Annotated in this window: 17 protein-coding genes, 1 other RNA gene and 1 pseudogene; 13 read left to right on the top strand and 6 right to left on the bottom strand. The window is 62.5% G+C overall.

From position 1 onward, the window contains the following. Position 1: 1 nt before the first annotated feature. The 3 genes from NKI32_RS24285 to NKI32_RS24275 form a co-directional block, all read right to left on the bottom strand. Complete coding sequence (locus tag NKI32_RS24285; RefSeq protein WP_023699586.1) at positions 2–196, bottom strand: DUF4169 family protein; 195 nt, start codon at positions 194–196, stop codon at positions 2–4. Positions 197–214: 18 nt separating this feature from the next. Then, positions 215–760 (bottom strand): SspB family protein, encoded by a 546-nt coding sequence (locus NKI32_RS24280; protein ID WP_023667419.1) that lies wholly within the window; start codon positions 758–760, stop codon positions 215–217. Positions 761–890: 130 nt separating this feature from the next. Further along, a complete protein-coding gene (locus NKI32_RS24275) occupies positions 891–1,574 on the bottom strand; it encodes a TetR/AcrR family transcriptional regulator (RefSeq protein ID WP_023668320.1) in 684 nt (227 codons plus the stop codon). A gap of 188 nt (positions 1,575–1,762) precedes the next feature. On the opposite strand from NKI32_RS24275, the gene NKI32_RS24270 reads away from it, so the two are divergent. Continuing rightward, entirely contained in the window at positions 1,763–2,968 is a 1,206-nt protein-coding gene (locus NKI32_RS24270; RefSeq protein WP_023682099.1) for a multidrug effflux MFS transporter, read from the top strand. 210 nt (positions 2,969–3,178) lie between these two features. Here NKI32_RS24270 and ssrA read toward each other — a convergent pair. Continuing rightward, positions 3,179–3,537: a transfer-messenger RNA gene (ssrA, locus tag NKI32_RS24265) on the bottom strand. A 168-nt stretch (positions 3,538–3,705) separates the two neighbouring features. On the opposite strand from ssrA, the gene NKI32_RS24260 reads away from it, so the two are divergent. Next, positions 3,706–4,017, top strand: a complete 312-nt coding sequence (locus tag NKI32_RS24260; protein ID WP_023668323.1) for a DUF2853 family protein — start codon at positions 3,706–3,708, stop codon at positions 4,015–4,017. Positions 4,018–4,355: 338 nt separating this feature from the next. Further along, positions 4,356–5,150 (top strand): thymidylate synthase, encoded by a 795-nt coding sequence (locus NKI32_RS24255; RefSeq protein ID WP_023714748.1) that lies wholly within the window; start codon positions 4,356–4,358, stop codon positions 5,148–5,150. A gap of 28 nt (positions 5,151–5,178) precedes the next feature. On the opposite strand, the pseudogene NKI32_RS24250 reads toward NKI32_RS24255, so the two are convergent. Beyond that, a pseudogene (locus tag NKI32_RS24250) lies at positions 5,179–5,376 on the bottom strand (TOBE domain-containing protein). 159 nt (positions 5,377–5,535) lie between these two features. Between NKI32_RS24250 and modA the strand changes: the two are divergent. From modA to NKI32_RS24230, 4 genes are all read left to right on the top strand, one after another. Then, positions 5,536–6,330 (top strand): molybdate ABC transporter substrate-binding protein, encoded by a 795-nt coding sequence (gene modA, locus NKI32_RS24245; RefSeq protein WP_155923552.1) that lies wholly within the window; start codon positions 5,536–5,538, stop codon positions 6,328–6,330. Between the two features lie 15 nt (positions 6,331–6,345). After that, complete coding sequence (modB, locus tag NKI32_RS24240; RefSeq protein ID WP_023667413.1) at positions 6,346–7,050, top strand: molybdate ABC transporter permease subunit; 705 nt, start codon at positions 6,346–6,348, stop codon at positions 7,048–7,050. Then, the gene (gene modC, locus NKI32_RS24235) at positions 7,047–8,159 is read left to right on the top strand and encodes a molybdenum ABC transporter ATP-binding protein (protein WP_353003923.1); all 1,113 of its coding nucleotides are present in this window, start codon (positions 7,047–7,049) and stop codon (positions 8,157–8,159) included. Before modB ends, modC begins: the two co-directional genes overlap by 4 nt. Before the next feature lie 69 nt (positions 8,160–8,228). Continuing rightward, a complete protein-coding gene (locus NKI32_RS24230; RefSeq protein ID WP_023667411.1) occupies positions 8,229–8,570 on the top strand; it encodes a winged helix-turn-helix domain-containing protein in 342 nt (113 codons plus the stop codon). A 194-nt stretch (positions 8,571–8,764) separates the two neighbouring features. On the opposite strand, the gene cobF is transcribed toward NKI32_RS24230, so the two are convergent. Next, a complete protein-coding gene (gene cobF / locus NKI32_RS24225; protein ID WP_353003921.1) occupies positions 8,765–9,526 on the bottom strand; it encodes a precorrin-6A synthase (deacetylating) in 762 nt (253 codons plus the stop codon). Positions 9,527–9,673: 147 nt separating this feature from the next. Here cobF and NKI32_RS24220 point away from each other — a divergent pair, with 147 nt between their 5' ends. The 6 genes from NKI32_RS24220 to NKI32_RS24195 all read left to right on the top strand — a co-directional run bounded on the left by NKI32_RS24220 (position 9,674) and on the right by NKI32_RS24195 (position 15,368). Then, complete coding sequence (locus NKI32_RS24220; RefSeq protein ID WP_353003919.1) at positions 9,674–10,690, top strand: DUF4424 domain-containing protein; 1,017 nt, start codon at positions 9,674–9,676, stop codon at positions 10,688–10,690. Next, entirely contained in the window at positions 10,690–11,208 is a 519-nt protein-coding gene (locus NKI32_RS24215) for a dihydrofolate reductase (protein ID WP_023744629.1), read from the top strand. The genes NKI32_RS24220 and NKI32_RS24215 overlap by 1 nt, the downstream gene beginning before the upstream one ends. Positions 11,209–11,353: 145 nt before the next feature. Further along, positions 11,354–12,466 carry an FtsH protease activity modulator HflK gene (hflK, locus tag NKI32_RS24210; RefSeq protein WP_353003916.1) on the top strand — a complete coding sequence of 371 codons (1,113 nt, stop codon included), beginning with the start codon at positions 11,354–11,356 and terminating at the stop codon, positions 12,464–12,466. Continuing rightward, positions 12,466–13,422 carry a protease modulator HflC gene (hflC, locus tag NKI32_RS24205; RefSeq protein ID WP_023733844.1) on the top strand — a complete coding sequence of 319 codons (957 nt, stop codon included), beginning with the start codon at positions 12,466–12,468 and terminating at the stop codon, positions 13,420–13,422. The genes hflK and hflC overlap by 1 nt, the downstream gene beginning before the upstream one ends. Positions 13,423–13,426: 4 nt before the next feature. After that, the gene (locus NKI32_RS24200; protein ID WP_353003913.1) at positions 13,427–13,612 is read left to right on the top strand and encodes a DUF2065 domain-containing protein; all 186 of its coding nucleotides are present in this window, start codon (positions 13,427–13,429) and stop codon (positions 13,610–13,612) included. Between the two features lie 238 nt (positions 13,613–13,850). Continuing rightward, complete coding sequence (locus tag NKI32_RS24195; protein WP_353003910.1) at positions 13,851–15,368, top strand: DegQ family serine endoprotease; 1,518 nt, start codon at positions 13,851–13,853, stop codon at positions 15,366–15,368. Positions 15,369–15,407 lie beyond the last annotated feature (39 nt).

Here is a 15,407-nt window from a genome sequence, read left to right as displayed (position 1 = left end):
ATCAATCGCCCTGGTCTTCCGGGCGTTCGCGGCGGTGGCCGGCGACGAATTTTTCGGCCTTGTCCAATGTCAGCCGGTCACGAGTTCTTTCGGCTTTGGAACGGCCGTGCAGAGCGCGGTTCTCGCCGGCGAGCTTTTCCTTTTCGGTGCGCGCCTTCTGCTTGCGGACCTGGCGAAGGTTGACGATTTCGCCCATGTCGCGCCGTCCGTCCCGCTACTTCTTGCGGAAGGCGTCGAGCGACACGACGTCGGCGCCCTTGCCGGCGGCGGCATCGGCCACGGCGGGCTTTTTCTCCGCCTCAGTGGCAGCTGCCTTCTTCTCGGCCTTCGGCTTTTTCTCGGAGACGATAGCCAAAGGCTCGGCAGCCGGCTGGGCGGCTGCATCGTCTTCCGCCGGGACGTCGGTCTTAACGTCGAATTCGAGTTCGAAATTGACCGATGGGTCGTAGAAGCCGCGTACGGCCGAGAACGGGATTTCCAGCTTCTCCGGCACGTCGGAGAAGGACAGCCCGACCTCGAAGCCGGTATCGGTCACCTTGAGGTCCCAATACTGGAACTGGATGACGATGGTCATCTGTTCGGGATAGCGCTCGCGCAGCCTGGAGGACACCCGCACGCCCGGCGCGCCGGTCAGGAATGTGATGAAGAAATGATGATTGCCGGGAAGGCCGGTGCGCGCGACTTCGGCCAGGACCTTGCGCATGACGCCGCGCAACGCCTCCTGGGCCAGAATGTCGTAGCGGATGTGGTCGTCGGCCATGTGCTGGTCGGGTTCCGTTGAATCGTCCGCATAGCTGTAATCAAGCTTGAGCGCGGCGTAAACCGGATATAGATCGCTGATGCGCCGAAGCGAAGCCCGTAACGGACGATTTGATCGCCTGCTTTGGCGTTCAGGCGCTGGCCAGCTGTTTTTCCACCGCTGCCGCTGATCTGCGCTTGCCGAAGGCGCGCAGAAATGTGCGCACGCCGTGGGTCGCGGATTGCAGCACTTCATCTTCCGACGGCATGCCGCCGAGCATGAAGGTGGTCTGCAGTTCGGCGTTGGCTAGCGCCAGGAACTGGCGTGCGGCGACATCGGGATCGTCGACCGCGAGATGGCCGGCATGGGCGAGGCGGGCAAAACGGGCGGCAAGTGCCGGCCAGGTCCGGCCCGGCCCCTGGTCGCGCCATTCGGCGAAGAGCTCGGGATAGCGCTCGCCTTCGGTCTGGATCAGCTTGCGCAGGAAGCGTCCGTCGCGGTTGCAGATGCAGTTCTGATTCATGCGCACGGCAAAGCCAATCAGGTCGGCTTCCAGATCCTTCGGCTGGTCTGGGAAAGAGGCGAAGGTGGCGAAGATGCCGGCATTGCAGCGCTCCGTCAGATCGCGCACCACAGCCATGAAGAGCTTTTCCTTGTCGCGGTGGTGATTATAGATGGTCTGGCGCGACACGCCGGCCTCCACCGCGATCAGGTCGATATTCGCGCCGGCAAAGCCTTCCCGGCAAAAGACCGAAGCCGCCGCATCGATAATCGACATACGCTTGGCCTCGTGGCCGCGTGGCGGGAAAATGTCAGGAGAAACGGCAAGCTTCATAGAAATCTATATAGAGGTGATTGACGAATTAGACAAGGCTGTCTAAATTTGTGGACACAATAAATGGGGAATTCGCTCCGTAGAGACGAATAATCTCGCTCTGAGCCGTCGGATTTCAAAGGGATGGAACGTCCTAGGGTTAGTCGTCGCGTTGGCGGCGCCAACCAGACTTGAAAGAAGCCTTTATCATGAGTCCCAAATTCCTCCGCATCGCGGTCGTGCTCGGCCTGTTGTCCGCTATCGGCCCCTTCGCCATCGACATGTATCTGCCGGCGTTGCCTTCGATCGGCGAAGATCTGCATGCCGGCACCGCCGCCGTTCAGATGAGCCTTTTGATCTTCTTCCTGTCGATGGGCTTCGGCCAGATCGTCGTCGGACCGATCTCCGACATGGTCGGCCGCAAGCTGCCGCTTTACGGCGGCCTTGCGCTGTTCATGGTCGGCGGTATCGGTTCGGCCATGAGCCCGACCATCGAATGGCTGATCGCCTTCCGCTTCCTGCAGGGACTGGGCGCCAGCGCCGGCATGGCGGTGCCGCGCGCCATCGTGCGCGACCTGCACACCGGCACCGAAGCCGCCAAGCTGATGTCGCTGCTGATGCTGGTGTTTTCGGTGTCGCCGATCCTGGCGCCGCTGACCGGCAGCCAGATCATCGAGAATTTCGGCTGGCGCGCCGTGTTCTGGACGGTGACGGGCGCGGCCCTGCTGGCCACCATTCTGCTGGCGACCTCGCTGAAGGAGACGCGGCCGGCGGAAGAACGCGTCGGTTCCTCCTTCGGAACCGCACTCGCCGGCTATCGCTTCCTCATGGGTGACCGCAATTTCCTCGGCCTGGTGGCGATCGCCGGCTTCGGCATCGCCAGCTTCTTCGTCTACCTCTCGAGTTCGTCCTTCATCCTGATCGACCATTACGGGCTGTCGCCTTCCGTCTACAGCGTGTTCTTCTCGATCAATGCGGTGGCCTTCATCGGCATGTCGCAACTGACGGGGATGCTGTCGGAGCGCTTCGGGCTGAAGCGCGTCGTCTGGGTGGCGGTAACCGGCTATGCCACGACGATGGTTGTGCTGTTCGCAGTCATGGCGACCGGCGTCGACCGGCTCGATGTTATGGCGGCACTGCTGTTCGTCGGCTACGGCTTCCTTGGCCTGGTCATCCCGACGACGTCGGTGCTGGCCATGGAAGAGCATGGCGAGATCGCCGGCACGGCCTCGGCGCTGATGGGCACGCTGCACTTCGCCATCGGTGCGCTGGCGATGGGCGTCGCCGGCATCTTCTTCGACGGCACCCCGCTGCCCATGGTGGCCGGCATCACGCTCTGCGCGGTGATCTCGTTCACGCTGGCCAAACTGACGCTTGGCCGCTCGCGCGAAGCCGTTGAAGCGCCGGCCGAGTAAGCTGACCGCAATCGACCGGAAAGGCCGGGTCATCCCGGCCTTTTTCACGTCTGGGGTAATCCGGCCCCGGCCAGAACCACGGCCTTGACGACGCCAGCGGCAAATTGCACCAGCTCATGGCTCAATTTGGTGTAGGCTTCGCGGCCCATCGTCATGCGAAATCCGGCCAGCGGCAGCCGGCATTGAGCGTACGACATCGAGGAGGGGAGAAGTGGAGGTTTCTGTTGCCAGGTACCTCCGAACCCCGCCTAGAAGTGCGAACCTCTAGGGCTTGATTTGAAGCTATCGCACCGCTTACGCGGCGAGACGTGCTTCCGCATAGTTGTCATTTGCAACTACAGGTTTAGCCCGATGACGGTGGTACCATGCCGGGCAAAAGTACGATCTTTACACCTTCGTCGATCCTATTTCGCCCCCAGCAACAGCCGCTCTGATCACAGAGCGGTTCTTGGTGGAGGCGCCGGGTACCGCCCCCGGGTCCGAACGGCTTATTACATCGCCCATTTATCGCCATAGTCGGTCAAGCCGACAAAACGAATATAGGGGGCGGGCGCACAAAATGAAAGGCCGCAATGACACTTCTTGGCCGCACCAAACTGCGGCGCCGAGGGTTGACTCGCGCGCGGTCTCAACCGAAGCTTTGCGATGGTGAGGAGTATCGACCGAGCGCACAAGTTGCGGCAGCGCGCCACAGCCCTCATCGATCGGATCCCGTGGCGCCGACATGGGGAAATTTGATGGCCGATTATCTCGCGGACGTGAAGAAATACGACGCCGCCGCAAATGCCGATGTGGTTGCCAAGATTGTGAAACATCTGGGCATCGCACTGCGCAACCGCGATTCCTCGCTGGTATCCTGCACCGACCCCAAGGAATTGGAGCGCGTCAAGACCAACTGGGTTGCCAAGAAACTCGGCGTGACCGACGGGGCGAAAGCCGACTCAGCGATCGAGAAGACCTGCAAGGCGTTGGCCGCCGACAGCTCCAAGAGCCGCGTGACTTTCTACTATCTGGTCGCCAAGGATCTGGGCAAGCTCGGCTCTTTGTAGAGATTATTGCCGATAGGCAGAGCGCGCGTTTGATTTTGCTCCTCACCGGAGGTCAGCACCGCCCCTCATTGCCCTGCCGGGCATTTCTCCCCGTATAGTGACGGGGAGAAAGGGCTGACCGCAGCCTTGGCTCTCTCTCTCGAACGCTTGTGATTGGCGAAACCGCTGATCACAGCGCCCCTCTCCCCGTCCCTATACGAGGAGAGGATGACGGCAGGCAGGTGAGGGGCAGCGCCACCTCTTGAGTGATGGGGCAAGCCGCGTTCTGGTCCTTTTGCTGTGTTCGGCCGGCGGCCAGTCGGTTATGATGGCGGTAACCCCGAATCGAGGCGAAGCCGATGCGCCAGTATCTCGACCTTTTGCAGCATGTGCTGGACAATGGCGCCGACCGTGGCGACCGCACGGGCACCGGCACGCGTGGGGTATTCGGGTACCAGATGCGCTTCGACCTGTCGCGCGGCTTTCCCGTCACCACCACCAAGAAGCTGCATCTGAAGTCGATCATCCATGAACTCCTGTGGTTCCTGGCCGGCGACACCAACATCAAATACCTTAGAGATCATGGCGTTTCGATCTGGAACGAATGGGCCGACGAGAATGGCGATCTCGGCCCGGTCTATGGCAAGCAGTGGCGCTCTTGGCCGGATGGCCATGGCGGGTCGATCGACCAGATTGCCAATGTTCTGAAGGAGATACGCAGGAATCCGAATTCACGCCGGCTGATCGTTTCGGCGTGGAACCCGGCCGAAGTGGAGGCGATGGCGCTGCCGCCCTGCCACTGCCTGTTCCAGTTCTACGTCTCGGACGGCAAGCTGTCCTGCCAGCTCTACCAGCGCTCGGCCGACATTTTTCTCGGGGTACCCTTCAACATCGCTTCCTACGCGCTGCTGACCCTGATGGTGGCGCAGGTGACCGGGCTAAAGCCCGGCGAGTTCGTCCATACGCTGGGCGATGCGCATCTCTATTCCAACCATTTCGAGCAGGCGCGCGAGCAATTGCGTCGCACGCCCAAGGCGCTGCCGACGCTGTGGATCAATCCGGAGGTGAAGGACCTGTTCGCCTTCCGCTTCGAGGATTTCCGGCTGGAAAACTATTTTGCCGACGCGTCGATCAAGGCGCCGATCGCGGTCTGATCCGTCCACCGTCAATCAATTCCGACCCTCAATCGATGTCGACCATGACGTCGGTTGCCTTGATCATGGCATAGGCTGCTTGCCTTTTTCGAGCTTGAGATCGGCAACGGCCTCGTTGGTGATCGAAGCGTGACGACGGAGCCGGCGACATCACCGCGGACAGGCGAGGTGCTTTGACGATCTCGACGATCGTTCCCTTGAGGATGTTGCGGGCGCTGATCTTCATCGGAGTTCCTTTCCGGGTTTCGGTGCACGTCCAAACCAGAACAATCGATGCCGAACATACGCTTTCGCAGGAGGCGGCCTTCCCTTGTTATATTCATCCAGATATATCGGTCGGCAGGAGTCGAGCCAGCAGATTTCAAGCCCAGGGAGAGTTTTCATGTTGGGGCACAAAGGTTTTGGTATGAGGGCAATCGCGATTGGCGGCTTTGCCGTAGCTCTGATGGCCGCGATGCCGGCGGCTCACGCGGGAGACAAGGTGATCGTGTTTGCCGCAGCCAGCCTCAAGGACGGGCTCGACGCCGTCACCAAGGCCTGCGAAGCCGATGTCGGTGAAGCGGCGACCGTCTCCTACGCCGCGAGCTCGGCGCTGGCCAAGCAGATCGAAAGCGGGGCGCCCGCCGATGTGTTCATTTCGGCCGATCTCGACTGGATGAAGTACCTCTCCGACAAGAGACTGACCAAGCCGGAAACCGAGGTGAAACTGCTCGGCAACCAGATCGTGCTGGTGGCGCCACAGGATTCCAAGGTCGAGACCAGGATCGAGAAAGGCTTCGACCTCGCCAAGCTGATCAGCGACGGCAAGCTCGCCATGGGCGACGTCAAGGCGGTGCCGGCCGGCAAGTATGGCAAGGCGGCACTTGAATCGCTCGGCGTCTGGTCGTCGGTCGAAGGCAAGGTGGCGCAGGCCGAGAATGTGCGCGCCGCGCTGAAGCTGGTTTCAACGGGCGAGGCCGCGCTCGGCATCGTCTATGCCACCGACGCGCATGCCGACAAGGGAGTCAAGGTGGTCGGCACCTTCCCGGAGGATTCGCACCCGCCGATCATCTATCCGGTTGCCCAGACCACCGATTCGAAGGACAAGGATACCCCGGCTTTCCTGAAGTGCCTGCAGTCCGCCAAGGCGGTGGAGCTGTTTAGGGATCAGGGTTTCACCGTGCTCACGCCGAGCAATTAAGGTAGCGGCTGACGCATGAACTGGCTGCTGGACCTCACTCCCGACGAATGGAATGCGGTCCGGCTGTCGATCAAGGTGGCGACGGTGGCGATGCTGTTCAGCCTGCCGCCGGGCATCTTGATGGCGCTTTTGCTGGCCCGCGGAAAATTCTGGGGCAAGACGCTGCTCAACGGTGTGGTTCACCTGCCGTTGATCCTGCCGCCGGTGGTGACAGGTTATCTCTTGCTGCTTACCTTCGGCCGGCGCGGGCCGGCGGGAGCGTTCCTGGCCGAGCATTTCGGCATCGTCTTCTCGTTTCGCTGGACCGGCGCCGCACTGGCCTGCGGTATCATGGGCTTTCCCCTGATGGTGCGGGCGATCCGGCTGTCGATCGAGGCGGTCGACCGCAAAATGGAGGCAGCGGCGGGAACGCTCGGCGCCAACCCGATTTGGGTCTTCGCCACCATCACGCTGCCGCTGATCCTGCCCGGGCTGATCGCCGGCTCGATCCTGTCCTTCGCCAAGGCGATGGGCGAGTTCGGCGCCACCATCACCTTCGTCTCCAACATTCCCAACGAGACGCAGACGCTGCCTTCGGCGATCTACACCTTCACGCAGGTGCCTGGCGGCGATGACGGGGCGCTCAGGCTGACGCTGATCTCCATCGTCATCTCGATGGCCGCATTGGTCGCCTCGGAAGTGCTGGCGCGGCGCGTCGGCCGGCGGATGGACATCGAATGAGCGTGCTGGTGGACATCAGCCATCGGCTCGGCGGTTTCGCCGTCGACGCGCGTTTCGAAAGCGCCGGGCGGCTGACGGCGCTGTTCGGGCCATCGGGCTCCGGCAAGACGACGCTGATCAACGTGATCGCCGGCCTGATCCGGCCGACCAAGGGCCGTATCGCGGTCGACGGCTGTGTGCTGGTCGACACCGATGCCGGCATTTTCGTGCCGAAGCACAAGCGCCGGATCGGCATGGTGTTCCAGGACGCGCGGCTGTTTCCGCATATGAGCGTGGCCGGCAATCTGCGCTATGGCCGCTGGTTCACGCCACCGGCGAAGCGCTATGCGGATATCGACGCGGTCGTCGAACTGCTCGGCATCGGTCCTCTGCTCGACCGGCGACCGGCAAAGCTCTCGGGCGGCGAGAAGCAGCGCGTGGCGATCGGCCGGGCGCTGCTTGCCAGCCCGAAACTGCTGTTGATGGACGAGCCGCTGGCCTCGCTCGACGATGCGCGCAAAGCCGAGATCCTGCCCTATATCGAGCGGCTGCGCGACGAGACCAAGCTGCCCATCGTATATGTCAGCCACTCCGTCGCCGAGGTGGCGCGGCTGGCCAGCGACGTGGTGGTGATGGCGCAAGGCAAGGTCGCTGCCTCAGGCCCGACCGGCGCGATCATGCAACGGCTCGAATTGCTGCCGGCGGAGGAACGCGGCGAGGGCGGCGCGGTTCTCGACACCAAGGTGCTGCGCCATGATGAGATCTTCGGGATGACCGTGCTCGGCTCGGCGGCGGGCGAAATCCGGGTGCCGCAATTGGCGGTCTCGGTCGGCGCGCCTGTGCGCATCCGAATCCGCGCCCGCGACGTGATGATAGCCACCGAACAGCCGAAAGGTCTCAGTGCGCTCAACATCCTGCCGGGCGCCATCGTCGCAATCGGCTCGGGCGAGGGGCCGACGGTCGAAATCGGCATCGACTGCAATGGCGCAACCGTGCTTGCGCGCATTACCGAACAATCCAGGCAGGTACTGAACCTTCAACTCGGCGGCAAGGTGTTCGCGGTGATCAAGACGGTCAGTTTCGACCGTGCCAACACCGGCGCCGGCCTGCCGGCCGAAGCGGATGGCTGATAGCCGCTATATCGTTTTGGAATAGCGCTATGGGTCGAGAGGGGCTAGTGTGACTGTGGAGGACAAGAGATGCCGTCGCTGAGCCTGCGGATAAATCTCGATCCGGACGGGCGCATAGGTCCGGGCAAGATCGAATTGCTGGAGCAGATCGCCACTTTCGGCTCGATCTCGGCTGCGGCACGCGGCATGGAGATGTCCTACAAGCACGCCTGGGATCTGGTGGAAGATATGAACCGTGTGTTCGGCAAGCCACTGGTCGCGGCGCAGACCGGCGGCAAAAAGGGCGGCGGCGCACAGCTGACCTCAGTTGGCCTTGCAGTTGTCAGCCGTTTTCGCGCTATCGAGCGCGCTGCGGCGGCAGCGGCGGCCACGCATATGGACGCCTTGCAGGCGGAGATTGATGCTGGGTGAGGGGAGGAAATGAAGAACTGAAGAACTGAAGAACTGAAGAAGAAGAACTGAAGAGCTGAAGAACTGAAGAACTGAAGAACTGAAGAACTGAAGAACTGAAGAACTGAAGAACTGAAGAACTGAAGAACTGAAGAACTGAAGAATGCCCTTTTCACCAATTCTTCAGTTCCTCAATTCTTCAATTCCCTTACTGCCTAGTCCCGCTTTCGCAGCAGATAGGTGTCCATGATCCAGCCCTTTCTTTTCCGGGCTTCTTCTCTCGTCCTCTCAATCTCCTCGCCGACATCACCCAGGCGACCGAAAACGATGATCTCGTCCGGTGTGCCGAGATAGGCGCCCCAATGGATGATCAGATCCTTGTCTGCCAGCGTGTTGAAGGCGCATTTGCCGTCGAGCATGACCACGGCGCTGCCGGCATTGTGCGGCATGCCTTGTTCGGCGAGGCGGCGGCCGGTGGTGATCAGCACGGGGTCGCCGATGCGGTTCAGCGCCATCTTGTGGCCGGCGGCTAGCGCCTGGACGGCGGTGATGCCGGGAATGACCTCCAGTTCGAATGCGACATTGCCCCTCAGTCGTACGCGCGCGAGGATGCGCAGCGCGCTGTCATAGAGCGAGGGGTCGCCCCAGATCAGGAAGGCGCCGCAGCCGTCCTCGGCAAGGTCGTCGCGGACCAGGCTCTCATAAATCTGGGCGATGGCCTCGTGCCAGTCATCGACGGTCGAGCGATAGGAAGGCGCCGGCTCGGCGCGCACCGGCACGTCGAACTCGACGCGGCGCGATTTCGGATTGCTGACGAAACGGTCGCAGATATGGCGGCGCAATTCGGCAAGGTCGTTCTTCTTCGCCCCCTTGTCGGGGATAAACAGGACGTCCGCCCGGTTTAGGCCTGATATGGCCTGCACGGTCATATGGTCGGGATTGCCGGCGCCGATGCCGATGACGAGAAGCTTGCGCATGACGCGAACTCCTGCCCGATCGAAACCTGTTAGTCCAGACCGCCGATTGGCGTGTCCAGACACTGTGGCGTCCTGCTGGGAGACGGAAGGCTTTGAAACGCCACATTGAAACGGCTAGGGTCGCGGCATTCTTGGCGAGGGGCTTCGATGTTGCAATATGTTCTGTCCGTAGCGCTGGCCCTTTTAGCTGTGCCCGCGCTGGCCAATGATACGACCGCCGAACTCGGCACAGGTGGCCTGATCCTGTCGCGTAGCGACGCGGTGTCGATGCAAAGCGAGGACCTCTATATCTCGCCGGAAAAGATCACGGTCGACTACGTCTTCCACAACAACACCGACAAGGATGTAAATGCCATCGTCGCTTTTCCGCTGCCGGACATCGAAGGCAATCCGGAGGAAATGCCGGCCATCCCGGAAAACCAGAGCGACAATTTCCTTGGCTTCGAGGTGACGATCGACGGAGCGCCGGCAAAGCCGCAGCTCGAGCAGAAAGTGTTTGCTGTCGGCATCGATATCGGCGCCGATCTGAAGGCGCAGAACGTGCCGTTCAATCCGTTCGGCGATGCGGCCAAGGCGGCCCTGGCGAAGCTGCCGAAAACGGTCGCCGAGGATTGGGAAAACCGCGGCATCATCATCGAGGATACGGGCAGCGACGGTACCAAGGCGAACAAGGTCTATACGCCGTGGTGGCAGTTGCGCTCGACCTATTGGTGGCGCGCGATATTTCCGGCCAACAAGGATGTCCACGTCTCGCACCGCTACAAACCGAGCGTCGGCGGCACGTCATCGGTGAGTTTCTTCTATGACGGCAAGTTCACCGAGGGCAGCCAGTACACGAACTACAAGACCCGCTACTGCATGGACGACAGCTTCGAGAATGCGGTGCGGCAGGCCGCCAAGGCCGACGGTTATCCGCATTTTTACGAGAACCGCATTGCCTATATCCTGACCACCGGCGGCAACTGGGCCAATGGCAGCATCGGCAAGTTCAAGCTGACCGTCGACAAGGGCAACCCGAAAGCGCTGATCTCGTTTTGCGGCGGCAATGTCAAGAAGGTTGGGCCGACGACCTTCGAGACGAAGGCGCAGGATTTCTATCCCGAGCACAACATCGACATATTGCTTTTGGAGCCGTCGGATGACGGCGCCGGGGAAGCCAACTGATGGACGTCGCAATCTATGTCGCCATTGCTCAGAACGGCGTCATCGGGCGCGACGGCGGCTTGCCGTGGCGGCTGTCCACCGATCTCAAGCGCTTCAAGGCCGATACGATGGGCAAGCCCGTCATCATGGGCCGCAAGACTTATGAAGGCATCGGCCGGCCGCTGCCGGGCCGATTGAACATCGTGGTGACCCGCGACAAGGCCTGGCGCGCCGAGGGCATCGAGGTGGCGCACTCGCTGGAGGCAGCGATCCAGCTGGCCACGGTGCGCGGGCGTTGCATGGCCGGCGTCGACGAAATCTGCGTCATCGGCGGCGGCGAGATCTATGCGCAGGCGCTGCCGCTGGCAGACCGGCTGCACGTCACCCATGTGCTGGCGACGGTCGATGGCGACGCGCATTTTCCCGACATCGATCCGGATTTGTGGCGCCTTGTCAGCGCTCAGGACGTTCCGGCCGGTGAAAAGGACAGCCATGCGACGCGCTATTCGGTTTACGAGCGACGCCGCGGCGTGCATTGAGACGATAAAAGGGTCGCGAACGTCCAAAACGGACATGCTCGGCAGCGGATCGCGTTGAAAGCGCATCGCTGCGTCCCTATAGAAGAACAACTGGATTTTGCGCCGCAACGCCGGCGCCGAGGGAATTCCAAGCGAAAGGACATTCATGCCCTGGAACGACAAGAGCGGCGGTGGCGGCGGCCCATGGGGCGGCGGCGGCAACAATCAGGGACCCTGGGGGCAGGGACCGAAGGGGCCTAGCGGCCCGCCGGGGTCACCTCCCGATCTCGAAGACATCATCCGCCGCGGCCAGGACCGGCTGCGGCGCGCGCTGCCCGGTGGCGGCGGCGCCAGCCCGGCCGTCTTTGCGCTGATCGCAGCGGCTCTGATCGTGCTGTGGGCGTTCAAGGCGGTCTACACCGTGCAGCCGGACGAGGTTGCGGTCGAGCTGCGCTTCGGCAAGCCGAAGGCGGAGCTGTCGCAGCCGGGTCTGCATTTCCATTGGTGGCCGGTCGAAACCGTCGAGACGGCCAACATCGCCGAACAACTCGTCGATATCGGTGGTGGCGGCGCGACGAGCGGCAACTCGTCGGGGCTGATGCTTACCGGCGACCAGAACATCGTCAACGTCCAGTTTTCGGTGGCCTATCAGGTCTCCGATCCCCGGGCCTATCTGTTCGACGTCTCCGACCCAGAAGGCATGCTGCAGCAGGTCGCAGAGAGCGCCATGCGCGAAGCGGTCGGCCGGCGACCGGCCCAGGACATCTTCCGCGACGACCGTCAGGGCATTGCGGCGTCGGTGCGTGAAATCATCCAGACGACGCTGGACGGCTACAAGGCCGGCCTGAACGTCAACGCAGTTTCGATCGAGGACGCGGCGCCGCCGCGTGAAGTGGCCGACGCGTTCGACGAAGTGCAGCGCGCCGAGCAGGACGAAGACAAGTTCGTCGAGCAGGCCAACCAGTATTCCAACCAGAAGCTCGGCCAGGCGCGTGGCGCCGCGGCGCAGATCCGCGAGGACGCGGCAGCCTACAAGAACCGTGTCGTCCAGGAAGCCGAAGGTGAGGCGCAGCGCTTCATCTCGGTCTATGACGAATACGCCAAGGCGCCCGATGTGACGCGCCGGCGGCTTTATCTGGAAACGATGGAAAAGGTGCTGAAGGAATCCAACAAGGTCATCGTCGAACAGGGCAATGGACAAGGGGTCGTTCCCTATCTGCCGCTGCCGGCACTGCAGCCGAAGGCGCCGCCGCCTGCGACCACGGGAGGAGCCCAGTGATGGCCAATCGTCTTCCCATCATCGCGGTCATCGCGGCCGTGCTTCTGTTCCTGCTCTACTCCTCGGTCTTCGTGGTCAACGCGCGCCAGCAGGCGCTCGTGCTGCGGTTCGGCGAGATCGTCGACGTGAAGAATGAACCCGGCATCTATTTCAAGGCGCCTTTCGCCTTCTTCGACGCCGACAGCGTGCAGTTGATCGAAAACAGGGTGCTGCGCTTCGATCTCGACAACATCCGCGTCCAGGTTTCGGGCGGCAAGTTCTACGAGGTCGACGCTTTCATCGCGTACCGCATCTCGGATCCGCGGGTGTTCCGCTCAGCCGTGTCCGGCCAGATCACACTGGCCGAAGCACGACTGAGGACGCGTCTCGATGCGGCGCTGCGCCGTGTCTACGGTCTGCGCGACTTCGAGGCGGCGCTCTCGGAAGAGCGGGCCGTGATGATGCGAGAAGTGCGCGATCAGCTTCGGCCCGACGCCACCTCGCTCGGCCTGCAGATCGAGGATGTGCGCATCCGCCGAACCGATCTGACGGCCGAGGTTTCGCAGCAGACCTTCGACCGCATGAAGGCCGAACGTTTGGCCGAGGCCGAACGGCTGAGAGCGCGCGGCAAAGAGGCCGCGCAGCGCATTACCGCCCGCGCCGACCGCGAAGTGGTGGAAATCGTCGCCGAGGCGCGCAAGGAATCGGAAATCCTGCGTGGTGAAGGTGAAGCCCAGCGCAGTGCGACCTTTGCCGACGCCTACAAACGCGATCCGGCGTTCTTCGACTTCTACCGGTCGATGAATGCCTATGGCACGGCGCTGGACAACTCCGGGACGACGATGGTGCTTTCGCCGAACTCGGAGTTCTTCCGCTTCTTCCGCAATCCGGACGGTACGGACGCGAAGCCGGCGACACCTGCGGCTCCGGCGACGGCACCTGCCGCGCCGGCTGCACAACCTGCACCCGCCCAGTAGGGCGGTGCAGGATTTCCTTGCGGCCATAGGCCTGGTCCTCGTTGTCGAGGGCCTGGTCTATGGCGGCTTTCCCGGCCTTGCCAAACGTCTTGCCGGCGAAGTGCTGACGACGCCGGAAATTGCGCTGCGCATCGTCGGGCTGGTGGCGATCGCCATCGGCGTCGGCATCGTCTGGTTGGTGCGTGGCTGAGGACCGCTGATCTGCAATTCCAGGAAAGTGTGAGCGGTTTTCCGTCCGGAATTGCGTAAAAGCAAAGGGATTGAACGGTTCGCCGTTTCCGCGAAACGGCGAACCGCTCTAAGGTGTAACGGAGGATTTATCCTCCTGATGTGGCCATAGCCGCAAACGTGCCGTATTTCTTGCCAACATGACGCGACGCGGCGTTTTGCCGAAGCGCTTTTCTTTTCTGCAATCCGGGAGGCTTTCGATGACATCCAACACCCTTCTGCGCGCGGCGCGGCGGACGTTCATCGCAGGTGCTGCGGCACTTCTGGTCGGCGCGCTTGCCGTTCCAGCTTTCGTGACGCCGACGATGGCCGCGGACGGACCGGCTTCGGTTGCCGACCTCGCCGAAGGCCTGCTCGGTGCGGTGGTCAACATCTCGACCTCGCAGACCGTGAAGGGCACGGAAGGTCCGGGCGCGGTGCCGATGCCGCAGCTGCCCGAGGGTTCGCCGTTCCAGGATTTCTTCGACGACTTCTTCAAGAACCGTGGCGGCGACAAGGATGGCGGCGCGCAAAAGGTACAGTCGCTGGGCTCCGGCTTCGTGGTCGACGCCGAGCAAGGCATTGTCGTCACCAACAACCACGTCATCGCCGATGCAGACGACATCGAGGTGAATTTCTCCGACGGCGTGACGCTGAAGGCGACGCTGGTCGGCACCGACACCAAGACCGACGTGGCGGTGCTCAAGGTCGACCCGAAGGGCCACAAGCTGATGGCGGTGAAATTCGGCGATTCCAACAAGATGCGCGTCGGCGACTGGGTGATGGCGATCGGCAATCCGTTCGGCCTTGGCGGCACGGTGACGGTCGGCATCGTCTCGGCCCGCAACCGCGACATCAATTCCGGCCCCTACGACGACTTCATCCAGACCGACGCCGCCATCAACCGCGGCAATTCCGGCGGGCCGCTGTTCAACAGCCTGGGCGAGGTCATCGGTATCAACACGGCGATCATCTCGCCGTCGGGCGGCTCGATCGGCATCGGTTTCTCCATCCCCTCGCAGCTTGCCTCGGGCGTCGTCGACCAGCTGCGCCAGTTCGGCGAGACCCGTCGCGGCTGGCTCGGCGTGCGCATACAGCCGGTGACCGACGACATCGCCGAGAGCCTCGGCATGGCGACCGCCAAGGGCGCGCTGGTGGCCGGCGTCATCAAGGGCGGACCGGTCGACAACGGCACAATTCTCGCCGGCGACGTCATCATCAAGTTCGATGGCAAGGACATCCATGAAATGCGCGACCTGCCGCGCGTCGTGGCGGAAAGCCCGGTCGGCAAGGCGGTCGACGTGATCATCGTGCGCAAGGGCGTCGAGCAGACGGTGAAGGTGACGCTCGGCCGGCTTGAGGACGGCGAGAAGGTCGCTGCCGGTGAGGACGGCACTACCGATGAGGACAAGGGCGGCGACAAGGCGCCCGCGGTCTCCACGGCCTCGGTGCTCGGCATGACCGTCGGCGAGCTCAATGACGACACACGGAAAAAATTCGGCATCGCGGCCGACGTCTCCGGCGTCGTCATCACCGACGTCACCAAGGATTCGGCCGCCGCCGAGCGCGGCATCCAGACCGGCGAGGTGATCACCGAAATCGCCCAGGAATCGGTCGCGACCCCGAAGGACGTGATGGACCGGATCGGCGCGCTGAAGGAGCAGGGCCGCAAGAATGCGCTCTTGATGCTGGCGTCCAAGACAGGCGAGTTGCGCTTCGTGACGATCCGGATGGATTGAGTCCGGTCAGGCCTGCAACGATCTGATTTCGAAATGAAA

This window comes from Mesorhizobium sp. M0761 (assembly GCF_040320205.1).
Taxonomy (GTDB): domain Bacteria; phylum Pseudomonadota; class Alphaproteobacteria; order Rhizobiales; family Rhizobiaceae; genus Mesorhizobium.
Note: the sequence above shows the minus strand (reverse complement) of the source record. Positions and strands in the feature narration are given on the sequence as shown.

Coding starts and splice junctions, on each gene's coding strand:
- NKI32_RS24285 (WP_023699586.1), bottom strand. CDS start 196: ATGGGCGAAATCGTCAACCTTCGCCAGGTCCGCAAGCAGAAGGCGCGC.
- NKI32_RS24280 (WP_023667419.1), bottom strand. CDS start 760: ATGGCCGACGACCACATCCGCTACGACATTCTGGCCCAGGAGGCGTTG.
- NKI32_RS24275 (WP_023668320.1), bottom strand. CDS start 1,574: ATGAAGCTTGCCGTTTCTCCTGACATTTTCCCGCCACGCGGCCACGAG.
- NKI32_RS24270 (WP_023682099.1), top strand. CDS start 1,763: ATGAGTCCCAAATTCCTCCGCATCGCGGTCGTGCTCGGCCTGTTGTCC.
- NKI32_RS24260 (WP_023668323.1), top strand. CDS start 3,706: ATGGCCGATTATCTCGCGGACGTGAAGAAATACGACGCCGCCGCAAAT.
- NKI32_RS24255 (WP_023714748.1), top strand. CDS start 4,356: ATGCGCCAGTATCTCGACCTTTTGCAGCATGTGCTGGACAATGGCGCC.
- modB (WP_023667413.1), top strand. CDS start 6,346: ATGAACTGGCTGCTGGACCTCACTCCCGACGAATGGAATGCGGTCCGG.
- modC (WP_353003923.1), top strand. CDS start 7,047: ATGAGCGTGCTGGTGGACATCAGCCATCGGCTCGGCGGTTTCGCCGTC.
- NKI32_RS24230 (WP_023667411.1), top strand. CDS start 8,229: ATGCCGTCGCTGAGCCTGCGGATAAATCTCGATCCGGACGGGCGCATA.
- cobF (WP_353003921.1), bottom strand. CDS start 9,526: ATGCGCAAGCTTCTCGTCATCGGCATCGGCGCCGGCAATCCCGACCAT.
- NKI32_RS24220 (WP_353003919.1), top strand. CDS start 9,674: ATGTTGCAATATGTTCTGTCCGTAGCGCTGGCCCTTTTAGCTGTGCCC.
- NKI32_RS24215 (WP_023744629.1), top strand. CDS start 10,690: ATGGACGTCGCAATCTATGTCGCCATTGCTCAGAACGGCGTCATCGGG.
- hflK (WP_353003916.1), top strand. CDS start 11,354: ATGCCCTGGAACGACAAGAGCGGCGGTGGCGGCGGCCCATGGGGCGGC.
- hflC (WP_023733844.1), top strand. CDS start 12,466: ATGGCCAATCGTCTTCCCATCATCGCGGTCATCGCGGCCGTGCTTCTG.
- NKI32_RS24195 (WP_353003910.1), top strand. CDS start 13,851: ATGACATCCAACACCCTTCTGCGCGCGGCGCGGCGGACGTTCATCGCA.